The organism is Serratia sp. CoH_122_TC_1, assembly GCF_058191755.1.
In genome coordinates, this window is sequence record NZ_JBXWLA010000015.1 from 147,463 (window position 1) to 163,717 (window position 16,255).

Below are 16,255 nucleotides of genomic sequence, written 5' to 3' on the forward strand. Positions count from 1 at the left end.
TTATCAATGGGTCTCGATTACTTTTTATGAGTCTGTTTTTTTTGTTTTTTCTCTTACGATTGCGATAAATCCCTGCCTATAAATTTCGTTGTGGGCTATATCATTATTTTCAACGAGGGAGCATTCGTTGTAGCAACCAAACGACTGTGCCAGATTTATCGCCGCTGCCTTGTTTGGCATAATATTGATGGAGCATTTTATCTTTTAGGCTTTTGCCCTAAGATGAAATGCTACGATATTCCTTGCGCCAAATGTTAACTGTTGCAGTTTTCGCATCCTTTCTATTGGCACAACTGTAAGTATCCCGGCAAAACGAATCATTAAATTTTGAAAATCTTCCGACATACTGATTATATTCCTTGAGGAGATCGTTATGCGTAAATCCCGACTCACTGAACACCAGTTCATTGCCATTCTGAAGTCCATCAAGGCCGGGAGTACCGTCAAAGATGTCTGTCGCAAGACCGCTATTTCTGAAAGCAGATATCCCGGCTCAGCGTGTCATCCAGTAGTACACAGGCTAGTGGCAAATCGCGGATACCCGCTGAAGTGTACGGACACTGTTCCGGAATTAGTCTCACTGACACAATGGGCTGAAGTGCATTGAGCTATGCTGGAATTTATAAAGCCTGTAAAGTCGACGCAGCATGCCTTTATCGAACAATTTAACCGGACCTACCGGACAGAAATACTGGATTCATATCTGTTCAGAATCCTGAACGAGGTACGGGAAATCACAGAACGCTGGCTGACGAAGTACAACGCAAGCGACCTCATCAGTCTCTGGATGACCTGACACCGGAAGAACACCGTCTGATGGCTGAAAAACAGGAAATCTCAAAAAGTGCGTGGAACTAAAGTCGGGATGCTTACGACTCTCTTGTTGTTATCCATGTTGCAACTATCCCTCATAGCTTGAATCTGGCTCACGCTCCAAGAGTAGACGCCGAGCTAAAATAAACCTTCAGGCACATTTGCGACATCGATAATACTTTCAGAAACCAAAATACCTCCACCAATTGACAAACCCTTGATGCAACCTTGCAGATACATTGATTAAATGTAGGTATACTCAACTTCACAAATAGGAAGCATACACCATTACGAGCGTTTTAATGAATAAAATAAATTTTACTGCGGTAATACTCATTGCAATATCATCTCCTGCATTTGCCTCATCTTTTGATACAGCATCGACGTTTACTATCGGCTTTGGAACAAAATATGCGCCAAAATATATCGGCTCTGATAAATATGATATAGCTGCGGCACCTTATTTAGGCTGGAGTAATGGTTCCTTATATATAAACTCCGAAAAAGGCTTTGGGTATATAATGGGGCCTATGTTGGGCAGGCTCTCGGATACTCATTAGGTCGTGCTGATAACAATAACTCTTGGTTAAAAGAAGGTTCAGACAAACTGAAGGGTATGGGTACCATTAAAACAGCTATGACAAGTACAACTACTGCAGGGTGGTGGTTAACACCTTGGATGGGAGTCGAGGGAAATGTTATTGCCCCAATTACTGATAGTCAGGGTATGCAATATAATTTAAAAGCTAATTTCCTGGTAGTTAATAATGAAACTGACACTCTTACATTAAGCACTACTGCGTGGTATGGTGATGCCCGGTTTAATAACACTTGGTTTGGTGTCAACGAAAAGCAGAGCCTTCACTCCAGCTTCCAAAAATATAATGCCAAAAAAGGATTTAATCGTCTCGATTATAGCATTACTTGGCAGCATGGCTTCAGCAAAAACTGGTCCGGTTATGCTGAAGCAAGTTATACGATGCTGGAAAACCGAGTAAATAATAGCCCGCTGGTGGATGCGAACAACTCGTTCCAATTGGCTACAGGTGTATTTTACTCGTTCTGATGGCCCTAACACTAGGGCAAGATTGCGAACATATTTGACCAAAGAATTTCTGTTTGACGAGCATACATGGCTGTGATCATATGACTCCCCTTTTAGCGGGAGTTCATGATATCCATTGATGCTTTTCTCGGTACTTTTCTGTTATACAAGTACCACGATCGTCAGCCAAAATTTCGTACCCTTTGTTCGACATCTTGTTTCTGACGATATGCGTCACCATTGCAGGCATGGATGGCTGGGAAGATATCGAAGACTTTGACGAAGCGCACCTTGATTGACTTCAGAATAACGGCTTGTTCTATCAGGGTATTCCTGTTCATGACTCTATTGCTAGAGTGGTTTCTTCTATTGGGCCTGACCAGTTTCAGGAGCGCTTTTTGAAACGGATACTATAGTCCACACGCACTCTCACGGTGGCCTGATTGCTACCGATGGTAAGGTGCTTCGTAGCGTGTACAATCGAAAAGAGCGGTGCTCAACACTCCACATGATCAGCGTTTTTGCGCGGCGAATAGCGTTGTAATTGGTCAGGTAAAAAACTAGAGGAAGACGATCCGCAGGTACCCTATCAGCAGTGCCAGTCCTGTCACCGTAAACTTCTCCCTGAACACCCTCCCCGTGAGATACACCGGCTGGAGAAGCATCCTCAGCAACATCTTCGCCATTATCATGGTGTGTTGCAGGCGGATACCTTTGCAAGGTAAGACAGCTAATTCAACCCAGAGCGTGACGGTGGTCTGTTAACAGAAGCTGCATACTAGGCCCATGCGCGCTGCCAAATCCACGACGTCTATATAAGCACTCAACAGCGACAGCAAAACGTATTGGTGAGCTTTACGTAGTAGACGGCCTCCCGATAGCAGAACGCCCGGCAATCGGGCAAAAATCCCAGCCGGGAGAGGCGTTAGCTTATGTGCTCAATCAGTGGGATACCTTGTGCTACTACTGTGATGATGTTCTGATCGAAACTGACGACAACGCCGCAGAAAGCTCGCTGCGTGCGGTTTGTCTTGGTAACAAAAACTATATCTTCTCCGGGAGCGAACACGGTGGCGAGCGCGGAGCCATGCTGTATGGACTTATCGGGACATGCAGGTTGAACGGTATCGATCCGGAAGCCTACCTTCGCTATTCCTGAGCGTCCCGCCGGAGTGGCTCAGAGCAACAAAGTGGCCGAACTGCGGCCATGGAACGTAGAGATCTCGCCAATAAGCCAATAAATAGTAGTCAATACGGCGCTCGCTTAACGCTTACGATTGTGAAGCAAGATGGCGATTATCTGCTAGCCGTAAAGGGCAACCAAATAAATCTGAAAAAGGCGGTAAAAAAGCGTTAGAACCGTTGCTTCAAGAAAATCCAGGCTGCAGTATCGAGTATGAACATGGGCATATCGAAGCACGCAAATGCTACGTAATACCAGCACAGGAACTGGCTGCTCATTACCCTGACTGGCAGGGGCTTCAAACACTGGGTATAGCGATAGGTTATCGCATTGATTCAGTAGGGGGAAAGAGTCGCTAGATACCGTTACTATATCAGTTCTGCAGTGCTGACATCCGAACATTTTCCCAACATTGTTCGAAGATACTGGGAAATTGAAAACCGATTGCACTAGGTGCCCGATGTCATGATGAATGAGGATGCCAGTCAGGTCGATCGCGGTAATGCCGCTAAACTCCTGGGTAGTATGCGTCATATGGCGCTTAACATGCTCGTTTAGAAACAAGCAAGAAAGCGAGTATCAGTCGCAAGCAGAAGATGGCGGCAATGAATCTTGCTTATTTAGAGCTACGTGCTTTTACCCTAGGAATTTGGCGTATCTTTTCGATTGGCACAACCTTCGCTCAGAGGTTTAGTATTTGAGCGATAGCCTGAGCTTCCTGCTGCCAGCCCTGCGCCAGGGTGCGTACTAGGGCGTCATAACCGTCCTCACCCTGTTTCAGCTCCAGACTGAACGGCCGTTTGATCAAACGCCCCTGGCGGTTCAGCACCCACTCGCCGCGAATGATCGCCTTGCCGTCAAAACGGCCGTGGAAACCGCTGATGGTCACGTTCAGCACAACCTGATCGCTGCTCATCGGCTGCGAAGAGACCACCCAGCCCGGCAGCGCACTGCTCAGGTTGGTGACCAGCGTTTGCTGCAGTTGCTGGTCGAGCGGGCTGGCCCACAGATTGTTCTGGGCAATCACATACTGCACGTCGTTGGTCTGATACACCACGCCGCTCTGCGCCAGATAATCCGCCACGCTCACGTGCTCCAGCCACAGCTGGCGCGTGGAGGCGCCGCTGCTGCTGACCACCGCCGGCGCGCCCAGCGCCGGCAACTGATAGTAAGTCTTCTGTGGTGAACTGCTGCAGGCGCTGAGCAACAGCGCCAGGGCTACCGGGATCCATTTCATCATTTCGTGGCCTTCTTCGGCTGAGGGTCAGTGCTGCCGGCGGCTTCAAACACCAGCGCGTTGCTCTTCTCATTCAGGGTGCGCAGCACCGGCTGCAGCTCACGCAACACCTGGTCGAGGCGCTGCATGTCGCCTACCATCTTGTTGTAAGCCGGTGAACCAGGCTGGAATCCTTTCATGCTGCGGTTCAGCTCCAGCAGCGTTTTCTGCATATCCTGCGGCAGCGCCTGCATCTCTTTGCTGGCGATGATGTCGTTCAACGACTTCATGGTCTGCTGCGTCGACTTCAACGTTTTCTGGCTTTCCGCCAGCGTCTTGGTCGCTTCGTTGATCATCGGATTGATCGGCATCGAATTAATCTTATCCAGCGCCAGCATCAGTTTCTGCTGGATCTGCGCCAGACCGCCGCTGGTGGTCGGCATCAGCGGATAACCGAAATCCTCACGCGGTCCTTTCCACGGTTTCTCCTGCGGATAGAAGTCGAGATCAATGTACAACGAACCAAGCAGCAAGTTGGCGGACTTCATCGAAGCACGCAGACCGCGTGACTCGGCGTCTTTCAAGTGCCATTCGATATCGAATTTGCCGCCCAGCTGTTTATGCAGTCGATCTGGTTCGATGCGGATCAGCACCGGAATGCGATAATCGTTATCCAGACGCTGCGCCATGCCCTCTTTATAGAATGGCACCTGCGCCACCGTGCCCAGGCGGATGCCACGGAACTCGACCGGCGCGCCCGGCTGCAGGCCTCGTACCGAATCGGAGAAGAACAGCAGGTATTCCTTATACTCGGTATACAGCGAATCCTGCGTACTGCGCTGGTTGTCGAACAGCTGGTATTCCGCCTTCTCTTTCGCCTGCTCACCGCGGCCCCAACCGTCCGGCACATCGAAGCTGACACCGTCACTAAACAACGTGGTCAGCGAGCTCATCTCCACCCGCATGCCCTGCGCCGACATGTCGAACGCCACGCCGCTGTCTTTCCAGAAGCGCACATTGGTGGTAACCAGTTGGTCGTAAGGCGCGGTGATGAACAGCTGATAGCGCATGGCGCGCGCTTTAGGATCGAAGTAGCTGGTCTCCACCGAGCCAACACGATAGCCGCGGAACAGCACTGGATCGCCGGCATTGAGCTGGCCTGATTTCTCGCTGTCCAGTACGATGCGCAGCCCTTTGGCATCCGGTGGGGCCAAAGGTGGCGCGTCGAGCAGCTGATAGTTGTCTTTGCCGTCTTTACCCTTGCTGCCCGGCTGCAGTTCGATATAGGCGCCGGAGAGCAGCGTACCCAAGCCGGAGACGCCTTCATGGCCGATCTGCGGCTTCACCACCCAAAAGGCGGAGTCCTGGTGCAACAATTTCTCCATACCGGAATTGAGGCGTGCCTGCACCATTACCTTGCTCATGTCATCACTCAGCGTGACGGTTTCCACCACCCCGACGTCAACGCTGCGGCTTTTGATTTTGGTTTTACCCGCTTCCAGCCCTTCCGCCGTCGTAGTAACCAGCGTCACCACCGGCCCCTGATGGCTGAAGTGGTAAAACAGGATCCAGGCGCCGATCAGCGCGGTCACGATGGGAATAATCCACACCGGCGACCAGCGTTTTATCTTCTCAACGTCCGCGACGCTATGATTATTTTCCGTCACCTTGCGGCTCCTTGTTGATTGTTTCACTTGCGCGATCCCAGGTCAGCCGGGGATCAAATGTCATGGCGGCGAACATGGTGAGGATCACCACCAGTGCGAACAACACCGCGCCCGTCGCGGGGTAAATGCTCATCAACTGCCCCATTCGCACCAGCGCCGATAATACTGCGATCACAAACACGTCGATCATTGACCAGCGGCCAACGAACTCGACCACTTCATAAATCAGATGCATACGCTCGCTGTCGGCGCGCGGCTTCTTCCTGCCGTTGGCGTCCCAGCACAGCCAGCCGATCGCCAGCATTTTCAGCGACGGCACCATGATACTGGCGATGAAAATCACCATCGCCACCGGGTAAGAACCGTCTCCCCACAGCAGGATCACCCCTGCCATGATGGTGGAGTTCATCTTGTTGCCCAGCGCCTCGGTCACCATGATCGGCATCAGATTAGCCGGTATATAAAGCATGACAGAAGTCACCAGCAATGCCAGCGTCCATTGCAGGCTGTGGCGGCGGCGCACGTAGCCCTTGGTGTGACAGCGCGGGCAGCGCACCTGACTGGCCGGCAGGATCGCCGTGCAGCACGCGCAGGAGCGCACGCCCTGGCTCATGCCGGTGCGCCCCACCGTCAGCGGGCGATCGAGGCACGGCGCCGGTTCGATGTCCTGCCACAGCCAGCGCCGATCCACGCACTGGAAGGCGCGCACCTGCAGCAGGCAGAACAGGCAATACGGCACGAAGCTGCTGCCGATGCCGATATCACCGTAAGCCATCAGCTTGACGAAGCTGACCAGCACCCCGGCGAGGAAAATTTCCACCATGCACCAGGTCTTGAACTGGAACAGCACCCGAGCCATCCACTCTTTGAGCCCCAGCGGCAAGCGCACTCTGGCGCACAGCAGGATAATCGCCACCATGCAAAACGCTGGGATCAGCTGCACGAACACCATAAACAAGGTGGCCATGCTGGCGTAGTCTTCCGCCACCATCACTTCCGGGATTTGGATCAGCCGGATTTCGTTGCCGAGGCCGGCGACGCGCATGTTGATAAACGGGAAAATGTTGGCCAGCACCAGCATGAACAAGGCGCTGAGCGCGTAACCGATCGGCCGCTTGCGCGGCTCGTCCCAGCGGGTGCTGAGCGTGGTTTTGCAGCGCGAGCATACCGCTTTGCTGCCATGGGACAACGGCGGCAACACTGCCAACATGTCACATTGCTGGCAAAGTGTCTTATTTTGTGACGAAGAATCGATTGGTTGTAGGGCTGGCCGACTGACTGATGGCAACATTTTTTTCTCTGAATTAGAGGAGCAACGTACTGGTTACTTGACTCACTAAAAATTGCCCAATAATGAGCATGATAGCCTCATTAAACTTATTTCGCGCATAGGCACGCCGTATTAAGTGTGCGAACTTGCTCTGCTATATCATCTAAAATTTTGAATCGCCGACGATACTCCGCTCGCTTTTTGCTAAATAGCTGCGCCTAATACCGCTACACTTTTGCCTGACCATGTTTTCCTCCGGGGAATGGGCTGGCGGTTTCCATAAAATGGCGGACCTTTTTCAGTAACTGCCACATTGAGCGGCACTGATGATTACGGGTTATCGTGTCATGAAGTGCCTGCCATAGCCGTTCCACATGATTCACCCACGGCGAGTAAACCGGCTGGTAAATTACCCTGAACTTGGGATTTGCTTTCAACCAGCGCTGTGTTTCGCGGCTTTTATGGATAATGTAGTTATCAACGATCAGCGTGATTGTTTTCGCCCGCCGGTAAGTGGCTTTCAGGTGCTTCAGCAGAGCGATAAACAGCGCTGAACTTTTGCTGTTGCCGCCCACGTAGCTGACTTTACCCGTGCCACTGTGCAGTGCGCCGGCCAGATAGTATTTTTCGTTCTGCCCCGGCGTCACTACCCGTTTCTGCTGTCCGCGCAACTGCCAGTCCGCACCGATTTTAGGATTAAGGTGGATATCCACTTCATCTTCATAAAATACCGGATGCTCTGCGCTGCATTCATCCAGCGCTTTGTGGATTACCGCCATCTTTTCATCTTTATGTGGGTCACGGATACGCAGAGTTGGCGCGGCCCTGCGCCATACAAGCCCCGCAGATGGCAACCAGCGGCGAACGGTTCCTGCATGTAACTGGCAACCGGTTATCTCATTGATTTTTATTGCCAGTAATTCGGTGCTCCAGCGTGAACGTTGATAACCAAAATCGCCGGGAGAATGCTTTATCAGCTCACGTAACAGGGTGCAGATATGTTCAAAAGGCCAGCGTCGGGAGCGCCCTGCGGGTAAGGATTTCAGGCCTTCAATACCTGAGTGCGTAAACCAGTTAATCCAGCGACCAACGGATGAACGGGCACAACAGAGAGTTCTGGCAACATCGCTGACCCGTTCACCCCGATGAAGCATCAGCATGGCCGTGAGTCTGCGGGCATGATTTTTATCGCGCGTTTTATGAATAGCTTTCTGCATCAGGCGTCGTTCGCCACGGGGTATTGGTGCTATGATCGGCATCGCTCAGTCCGGTTGGTGGTTTTGGTTGGTTTGGCGATTGATCAGATCGCACAATCCGGGCTGAGTTCCCTTTCAGTGATCTACTATTCCGCGCAGCTATTTAGGGATATGTTCCAATGATTTCCTTTCAAACGTCAAAGGTAGTTGCCAGCGCCACGAATTCTGTTTTATCCCACCTATCAGCGACCAGAAATCATCATAACTTGCATGCAAATGCTGACCTTTGCTCAGCCGATAGCGCAGTGAGCGAAAGACATGCCCATTATCGCTAACGCCATAAATAGCATGCACTGAGGTGAACTCAGCGAGGCGGCTAATAAATTCCATCAAAACACGTTTTGGGAAAATGCCTGACAGAGCACGGGTAGCTTCTTTGATAGCCTCGCGGGGTACGTGCTGACCAGGACCTTGTAGACCACCAATGATGAAATGCCATTCACCTTCTTCAGACACGGCCGAAAAGGTCATGCTGGCAAGTAGCTCTTTATTGTCGCCACGTAACCATAACGTTGACTCACCTTCTCGTTCAGCTTTATGCGCACAGGATACTGAAATAGTAAAATGGGTCTCTTCTCTGCCGATGAGTTCGACCAAAACTGTTTCTTCTCGTTTTATCAATGCGTTGGACAGTATTCTGCTATTAAGAGATGACACATACTGGTAATGGCTAACAATTGCTGATGCGCGTTGTTTTGCATTGAGGTTACGCGTCAAATATTGTCGATGCGGCTTACAAGGAAATGTGTGTTGATTATACAACACCCATTTTAACTCACTTTTTTGAGTTAAAATGGATAGTACTTTTTTAGTCGCTGAATAGTATAAAATAAGTCGAAGTAAGAACTTTGCACGAAAGCTCTTCTTTCTCCATACAGGAGCAGGAACGAACCTTCCCGAGAGCAATTCATAGATGATGTTTTTTTTCAAGATACTTACCCTACAAGTGCTATTTTTACTTTTACAGTTGAATTTATAAAAATAAATATTTCTTCAATACTAACTGATAATTGTTAATTTATTATCCACCAATTATCAATGTTTGATAAAGAAGGCTGAAGAGCGCTAAAGACATGCCGTTACCGTGGTCTTTTCTTCATTAAATGTTGACATTTAGCTTCGTATAGATGCTATCCAGATAGTCAAGTAATGTGGTCAGTTCCCTCAGCTATCAGCTTCCTCGCCGCATCGCGTTTTTCCCTTGCTTCTGATAACGAGACTTCATGATAGACTCCCAGAGCGAGCGCTTTCTCTTTGCCCAGAAACCGATAGCGAAGCCGCCAGCAGCTCCCCCTCAAATTTCTAAGCAGGAGGCTGTCGCTTATATTATTAAAATCTCACTCATTAAATCCACAAGGAAATCATTCCCGTTGCAATGATTAGTTTGAAATCATTATTTTGGTTAGCCTTACTTAATACCAGATTAATTGTCGATATAAAGCGAACAATGAAAGGTGGGTCACATGATTTCGAAACAAGGCTTGGCCATGCTCGCACACCTGTATTAATTTAATGGTTTAATGAGTAAAACTCTGCCAACATAAGAAATAGGGAATTACCTTCCTCTTTCCACGCTTGCAGTTCAGAAAATAAGATATCTCGTGGGGTAATTATGCGGATAAAACACATAGAAATCGCTAACTTTCGCAAATTGAAAGCAGTTCATATAGATTTTTCAGAGAAAACAACTATTTTCGTCGGAGCCAACAACAGCGGGAAAACATCCGCTATGATTGCACTTCGTCGATTTCTGGTTGAACGCTCTGGTTTCTCCATCAATGACCTCACCCTATCTTATTGGCCACAAATTGATGCAGCAGCTATGCAATGGGAAGCAGCCCCTGATGACCAAGAGCCGATTCAGTGGGATCGCTTCTCACCATTCCTGGATGTATGGCTCGACGTTCCTCCAAATGAACTTCATCACGTACAAAAGATTTTGCCCACGCTGGATTGGGATGGGGAAAGCATAGGTGTGCGCCTCCGTTTTGAACCCAAGGACCCTGACGCACTGCAACACGAATATCTCACGGCAAAACGCGCAGCCGCCGAAGTTATGGCCCAAGCTAAAGAGTACGGTGAACAAGTAAGCTCCACAACCGCATTTGCACTTTGGCCGCGTTCGATGATGGAGTTTTTAGCCCAAAGAATGCGCTCTACTTTCGAGATCCGTGCTTATTTGCTTGATCCTTCAAAACTGAAAATGCCGGAAGAAGGTAGAGCCTCCCCTCAAACACTCCCAGAAAGCAGTGACCCTATCGATGGCGGGGATCCGTTTAATGGTCTTATTCGTATCGACGAGATTAGCGCACAGCGTGGATTTGGGCACAGCGATCAAACAGGGTATACGCGGGGTAACGAATCACGTGAGGATATGGCTGAACCCAGAATGGGGAAAAAACTTTCCAGCCAGCTGCGCAACTACTATAGCCAACACTTGGATCCTTTCGATACGCCGGAACCCAAAGACCTTCAGGCGTTGATGGCATTGCATGAAGCACAAACGGCTTTCGGCACGCGTTTAGCAGATTGCTTCTCAGATGCCTTGACCGAACTGGAAAATATTGGCTATCCCGGCGTTACCGACCCCAAGCTGACAATAACCACCAACATCAGGCCTATCGATGGGCTTAATCATCCGTCCGCCGTGCAATACGAAGTGCCAACCCATGTTACCGGTTCTTTTGGCGCACATCGCCTTCCCGAAGATTCGAACGGACTTGGTTACCAAAATCTCGTCTCCATCGTCTTCGCACTCATGGCATTTCGTGATAACTGGATGAAAGTCGGAAAGGCTGGAAAATCAAAGGTGGCGGAAGAAACTCTCATTCCACCGCTTCATCTAGTTTTGATTGAAGAACCTGAAGCGCATTTACATGCACAAGTTCAGCAAGTTTTTATTAAGCAAGCCTACGGTGTTCTGCGAAAACATGACAAGCTAAAGGATTCTTCACGCCTTCAAACTCAACTGATCATCAGTACCCACTCCAGCCACCTTACCCATGAAGCTGAGTTTTCGTCTTTGCGTTACTTTCGGCGGCTACCAGCACTCGCACAAAGCGGTGCTGTACCCTTGACTTCCGTTATCAATCTTTCGGAAGTCTTCGATGGCAAAGACAAAACCGAACGTTTCGTGAAACGATATTTGAAAGCTACCCACTGCGATCTCTTCTTCGCCGATGGAGCGATACTCGTGGAAGGTCCGGCTGAGCGTATTCTCGTTCCCCATTTTGTTCGTGAGCGTGAAGCCTATGCTTACTTAAAGCGTAGCTATATCACATGGCTTGAAATAGGCGGGAGCCATGCACACCGATTGAAGAATTTGATTGAACATCTGGGTCTCAATACCCTGATCATCACAGACATTGACGCCAAAGACGGCACCACCAATGCTGCGGTTGTCCCGAAACGAGGCATGGGCCAACGAGCCCGCAATGAGACAGTGAAAACGTGGCTACCTAAGGAAGAATCTTTCGATGCACTCCTCGACATGGAAAGTGAGCGCAAAGTGCTTGCCGAACCAGGCGGCTATGCCATCCGGGTGGCGTATCAAACACCTATTTTCATGCCATTCAAGTCTGAAGAAGCGCTTGAAGCAGTAGCCAACACTTTCGAAGATGCCCTCGTGTATGAAAATCCGGGGCTATTCGCCAACCTGGACGGTTATGGGCTCATCGCAAAGTTTCGTGAAGCGCTAAAGGAGTCCGCCGATCTCAGCGAATTGGCAAGAAAGATATTTGAGGCACTGAAAAATGGGACAAAGGCCGAATTTGCTCTCGATGTCCTTTTTAGTGAGGAAATCGAGCGGCTGAAGGTCCCACAGTACATTGACGAGGGGTTAGTCTGGCTAGCAGAACAGCTGAAACGTAAAGAATATGATGTTCTTGGAAAAACGGAGGTGGGAGAGTGAGCAGGCTGGAAACTATAATTCCCGACGATGAGATAGACATGCCGGCTGATGCGGAAATCAGAAAATGTCTTGACCTCGACACCCCAAAAAGTTTCTTCCTTTTTGCCGGCGCCGGTTCAGGAAAGACAAGATCGCTGGTATCCGCTCTCCAGTATGTGCGCGACACATTCGGGGATGAACTTCGGCTGAAAGGACAACGAGTCGCTGTCATCACTTATACCAATGCGGCGAGCGAAGAAATTCAACGCCGCCTGGATTTTGATCCGACTATAGACGTTTCGACTATACATAGCTTCGCCTGGTCGCTGATAGAAGGGCTTAACCGTGATATCCGTGAATGGCTTCGCGCGAAAATAACCACCGATATCACAAAGCTTGAAGCAGAAGAAGCAAAAGGGAGAAAAGGTACGGAGGCATCAAGAACCCGCTTAAAAAAAATCGCCTCGAGAACCAAACGCCTTCAAAACCTCGATAACGTCAAACGTTTTGTTTACAGCCCAACCGGAGAAAATCTCGGCCGCGATTCGCTGAATCATGCGGAGGTGATTCATCTCACCGCCTATTTTTTAACAACAAAACCGACCATGCAGAACATCTTGATCGGCCGTAATCCCATTCTGCTTATCGATGAGAGTCAGGATACCAATAAATTTCTGATAGAAGCCTTATTTGCCGTTCAGGCTCAACATAAAGAGACATTCGTTCTCGGTCTGATTGGCGACATGATGCAGCGTATTTATAGCGATGGTAAAGACGGACTAGATAAAAATCTGCCTGCCGACTGGGCAACCCCCGGAAAACAGATGAATCACCGTTGCCCAAAACGCATCGTAAAATTAATTAACACCGTACGTAGCGCAGTGGACAAACAGATACAACGGCCACGAACCAACAGCCTTGAAGGCAGTGTGAGGCTTTTCGTGCTTCCTAATCATACCGTTGATAAACCTGCTGCCGAGCGAAAAATTGCGATGTATATGGCCGAGGTTGCCGATGATGAACAATGGCGGAATTTGGCGCTCTGCAAATGCCTCACATTGGAACATCACATGGCCGCCAGTCGGTTAGGCTTTTTAGAGCTGTTTGCCCCTTTGTATAGCGTGAAAAGTTGGCGAACCAATCTTATTGATGGCTCTTTACCCTGCGTTCGATTCTTTACTGATGAGATGCTGCCATTAATTCAGGCAAAGTTTGCCGAAGACCGTTTTTCCATAGCCAGAATTCTAAAAAAACGATCGTCGCTAGTCAGCCCAGATGCCTTGCAATACGCAGCAGATCAACGCTCGCAACTGAAGTTAGCATCGGCAGCAATGGAACGCCTTATGGCATTGTTCGCACAGGGTTCTGATCCTTCGCTTGGCGATGTCCTTCGCTTCGTAGCGGATAGCGCGCTCTTGCCTATTCCTGAATCTCTGCAGCTCTGTATAGCAAGCGATAATACGCTACCTAGCGTAACACCGTATGTCGATGAAAGTGATGCCGACCACCAGAGTGAGCGTACAATGGCGATAGGCGAGTTTTTACTTGCCCCTTTCTCTCAGGTCGAAAAATTTGCATCCTACGTATCTGGAAAAGCGCCTTTCGATACTCACCAAGGTGTGAAAGGACTCGAATTCGAACGTGTGATGGTCATTATGGACGATGAAGAAGCCCGGGGTTTTATGTTCAAATATGAGAACCTTTTCGGGGCAAAAAGCGTTACCGATCCCTCGGTTGAAGCAGTTCGCCGACTGTTCTATGTTACCTGCAGCAGGGCGCAGCAAAGCCTGGCCCTCGTAGCCTATGCAGCGTCACCGGAACAAGTTCGCCGATTCGTGATGGACCAAGGCTGGTTTAATGCTGATGAAATTGTCATCGGAATACCTGAGTAATCGTGGGCGGGGATGCCGGACCATCGTCATGGCCCTGCATCTCCTTGAGTCATCCTGTTTTCCCAAAAGATTCGGATAACACTATCCTATTCATTAACCCATCCACATAATCCCCATACCACTGCAACATCTCCCTGCGCTGCTCCAGGTACTGTGCATGGTTGTAAGTGCCACGAATGGTGTTCTTATCCACATGAGCAAGCTGTAATTCGATCCATGCCGTGTTATAGCCCTGTTCATGCAGGATAGTACTCATCGTGTGCCGGAAACCGTGCCCTGTAGCCTTGCCATGATACCCAATCCTTTTTAGTACCTGATTAATACTCGCTTCACTCATCGGTTTCGTAATGTCGTTACGGCCAGGGAACACCAGGTTGTAACGGCCCGTCACCGCCTGAATTTCACGAAGTGATGCCAAAACTTGATCGGATAGAGGGACCAGATGCGGGCGGCGCATCTTCATTCTTTCAACCGGGACTTCCCAAGTACGTTTATCGAAATCAAACTCTTTCCATTCAGCCTGGCGGAGCTCGACGGTGCGAACGCCAGTCAACATCAGAATTCGAGTAGCCAGTCGGGTGATCGGGCTACCTGTATACGCAGCAAGGGCTTGTAAGAAATCAGGAAGTTCATCAGCTAGCAAATGGGGGTAATGGGTAGATTTAGGTGCAGTCAGCGCACTCGCCAATTCTGAGGCAGGGTTCGTTTCGGCTCTGCCGGTAACAATGGCATAGCGGAACACCTGATTGCAGGCTTGGCGGATTTTACGCAGCTTATCGAGCACACCTCGCTTTTCGAGTTTGCGTAGTGTGCTGAGCACTTCAAGAGGCTTGATCTCAGCAATGGGACGCTTACCAATATCAGGGAAGATATCGTTCTCGAAGGCCTCCATCAGATCGTCAGCATAGCCTTTCGACCAGTTAGATCGTTTGTACCCATGCCATTCTACTGCAATAGCTTTAAAGGTATTTTCGGCATTGGCTTTTTTAGCCAACTTCTCAGCTTTCTTCTCTTCTCCAGGATCACCGCCTAAGGCGATGATCTTCCGAGCCTCCTCACGCTTCAGGCGAGCATCAGCCAGAGAGATGTCAGGGTAAACACCGATAGAGAGCTTTTTCTCTTTCCCCAAAAAACGATACTTCAAGCGCCAGTACTTCGCACCATTAGGCTTTACCAGCAGATACAGGCCGCCCCCGTCAGTGAGCTTGTATTCTTTTTCTTTGGGTTTTGCAGTATCAATCTGTCGTGCATTTAGTGGCATAAAGGGGCCCCTAATTTCCATTGAACGAGATGAGCCCCCTCAAAGGCCCCCAGATACCGCTTGATTTGGGTATAACTGAGTTGACCTCGGTAGAGCTCGAGACAGAAAAATTCAGTAATTTCAGGGAGTATAAAGGATAAAAAGCGAATTAAGTAGAGGTGTGTTGACTTCAAAATGGCACGCCCTACAGGGCTCGAACCTGTGACCTACGGCTTAGAAGAAAGTGGCATAAACTTTAACTCATTGTAATTACTGGCCGTTCTGCATTCACAGTGACACGAATAGGCAAATGATGACACTTTAGTGGCTCGTCCATGTCACCATGGTGACGTCACCAACATGGCACTATTCCCACCAACCTATCCCACCTCATCGCCATTACTCTATGACCATCCCCGGAGTGACACAATGGCAGTATCCCGCAATCAAAGATAAATAGCCGGGGTCCATCCCGGCGTAGATTTTACAGCGACCCTTGGTAGAAATAGTAATACAGCCACAGATCACTCAGGTTAGATGCTAGATATGGAATATTTGTGCCTGGACGCCCCCTTCCTTCTGAATCTTCAGAGGTGTTATTGCTGTAACCATAGAACCGCCCAGGATAGCCAGGGCGCGGCCCAAACTCAGCTTTAAATGTCTCAGCCAATGAAGACGCGGCATTCACCGTTGATTGTCGGTTATCCATCAGCAGTATCGCCATTACCCATGCTATGGTAGGCGGCTGGCCGCGTCGGGACTCAGACCAGCAATAGTCCAACTC

11 protein-coding genes and 5 pseudogenes are annotated in these 16,255 nt (G+C 49.5%); 7 read left to right on the plus strand and 9 right to left on the minus strand.

Annotation, left to right across the window (positions count from 1 at the left end; all coding sequences use genetic code 11):
• Positions 1-482: 482 nt before the first annotated feature.
• The 5 genes and pseudogenes from AC2FC2_RS19255 to AC2FC2_RS19275 form a co-directional block, all read left to right on the plus strand.
• A pseudogene (locus AC2FC2_RS19255) lies at positions 483-858 on the plus strand (integrase core domain-containing protein); the annotation flags it as partial.
• 257 nt (positions 859-1,115) lie between these two features.
• Positions 1,116-1,373 (plus strand): hypothetical protein, encoded by a 258-nt coding sequence (locus AC2FC2_RS19260; protein ID WP_490659731.1) that lies wholly within the window; start codon positions 1,116-1,118, stop codon positions 1,371-1,373.
• Complete coding sequence (locus tag AC2FC2_RS19265) at positions 1,301-1,879, plus strand: MipA/OmpV family protein (protein WP_490659735.1); 579 nt, start codon at positions 1,301-1,303, stop codon at positions 1,877-1,879. The genes AC2FC2_RS19260 and AC2FC2_RS19265 overlap by 73 nt, the downstream gene beginning before the upstream one ends.
• A gap of 140 nt (positions 1,880-2,019) precedes the next feature.
• A pseudogene (locus AC2FC2_RS19270) lies at positions 2,020-2,157 on the plus strand (transposase family protein); the annotation flags it as partial.
• A 351-nt stretch (positions 2,158-2,508) separates the two neighbouring features.
• Positions 2,509-3,099, plus strand: a pseudogene (locus AC2FC2_RS19275) (IS66 family transposase); the annotation flags it as partial.
• Between the two features lie 624 nt (positions 3,100-3,723).
• On the opposite strand, the gene pqiC reads toward AC2FC2_RS19275, so the two are convergent.
• The 7 genes and pseudogenes from pqiC to AC2FC2_RS19310 all read right to left on the minus strand — a co-directional run.
• Complete coding sequence (pqiC, locus tag AC2FC2_RS19280; RefSeq protein ID WP_004856911.1) at positions 3,724-4,281, minus strand: membrane integrity-associated transporter subunit PqiC; 558 nt, start codon at positions 4,279-4,281, stop codon at positions 3,724-3,726.
• Entirely contained in the window at positions 4,278-5,924 is a 1,647-nt protein-coding gene (gene pqiB, locus AC2FC2_RS19285) for an intermembrane transport protein PqiB (RefSeq protein WP_004856914.1), read from the minus strand. Before pqiB ends, pqiC begins: the two co-directional genes overlap by 4 nt.
• Positions 5,911-7,215: a membrane integrity-associated transporter subunit PqiA gene (pqiA, locus tag AC2FC2_RS19290; RefSeq protein WP_072023557.1), complete on the minus strand. Its 1,305-nt coding sequence runs from the start codon at positions 7,213-7,215 to the stop codon at positions 5,911-5,913. The genes pqiB and pqiA overlap by 14 nt, the downstream gene beginning before the upstream one ends.
• A gap of 86 nt (positions 7,216-7,301) precedes the next feature.
• Positions 7,302-7,373 (minus strand): annotated as a pseudogene (locus AC2FC2_RS19295) (hypothetical protein); the annotation flags it as partial.
• A 48-nt stretch (positions 7,374-7,421) separates the two neighbouring features.
• Entirely contained in the window at positions 7,422-8,453 is a 1,032-nt protein-coding gene (locus AC2FC2_RS19300; RefSeq protein ID WP_046092923.1) for an IS630-like element ISEc33 family transposase, read from the minus strand.
• A gap of 96 nt (positions 8,454-8,549) precedes the next feature.
• Positions 8,550-9,380 carry a VirK/YbjX family protein gene (locus AC2FC2_RS19305; protein ID WP_490659732.1) on the minus strand — a complete coding sequence of 277 codons (831 nt, stop codon included), beginning with the start codon at positions 9,378-9,380 and terminating at the stop codon, positions 8,550-8,552.
• A gap of 224 nt (positions 9,381-9,604) precedes the next feature.
• Positions 9,605-9,775, minus strand: a pseudogene (locus AC2FC2_RS19310) (Arm DNA-binding domain-containing protein); the annotation flags it as partial.
• 287 nt (positions 9,776-10,062) lie between these two features.
• On the opposite strand from AC2FC2_RS19310, the gene AC2FC2_RS19315 reads away from it, so the two are divergent.
• Complete coding sequence (locus AC2FC2_RS19315; RefSeq protein WP_032729476.1) at positions 10,063-12,360, plus strand: AAA family ATPase; 2,298 nt, start codon at positions 10,063-10,065, stop codon at positions 12,358-12,360.
• A gap of 38 nt (positions 12,361-12,398) precedes the next feature.
• Positions 12,399-14,231, plus strand: a complete 1,833-nt coding sequence (locus AC2FC2_RS19320; protein WP_050597279.1) for a UvrD-helicase domain-containing protein — start codon at positions 12,399-12,401, stop codon at positions 14,229-14,231.
• Between the two features lie 49 nt (positions 14,232-14,280).
• On the opposite strand, the gene AC2FC2_RS19325 is transcribed toward AC2FC2_RS19320, so the two are convergent.
• Entirely contained in the window at positions 14,281-15,492 is a 1,212-nt protein-coding gene (locus AC2FC2_RS19325) for a tyrosine-type recombinase/integrase (protein ID WP_032730959.1), read from the minus strand.
• A 463-nt stretch (positions 15,493-15,955) separates the two neighbouring features.
• A partial coding sequence (locus AC2FC2_RS19330; RefSeq protein WP_490659733.1) for a hypothetical protein occupies positions 15,956-16,255 on the minus strand: 300 nt, incomplete at its 5' end.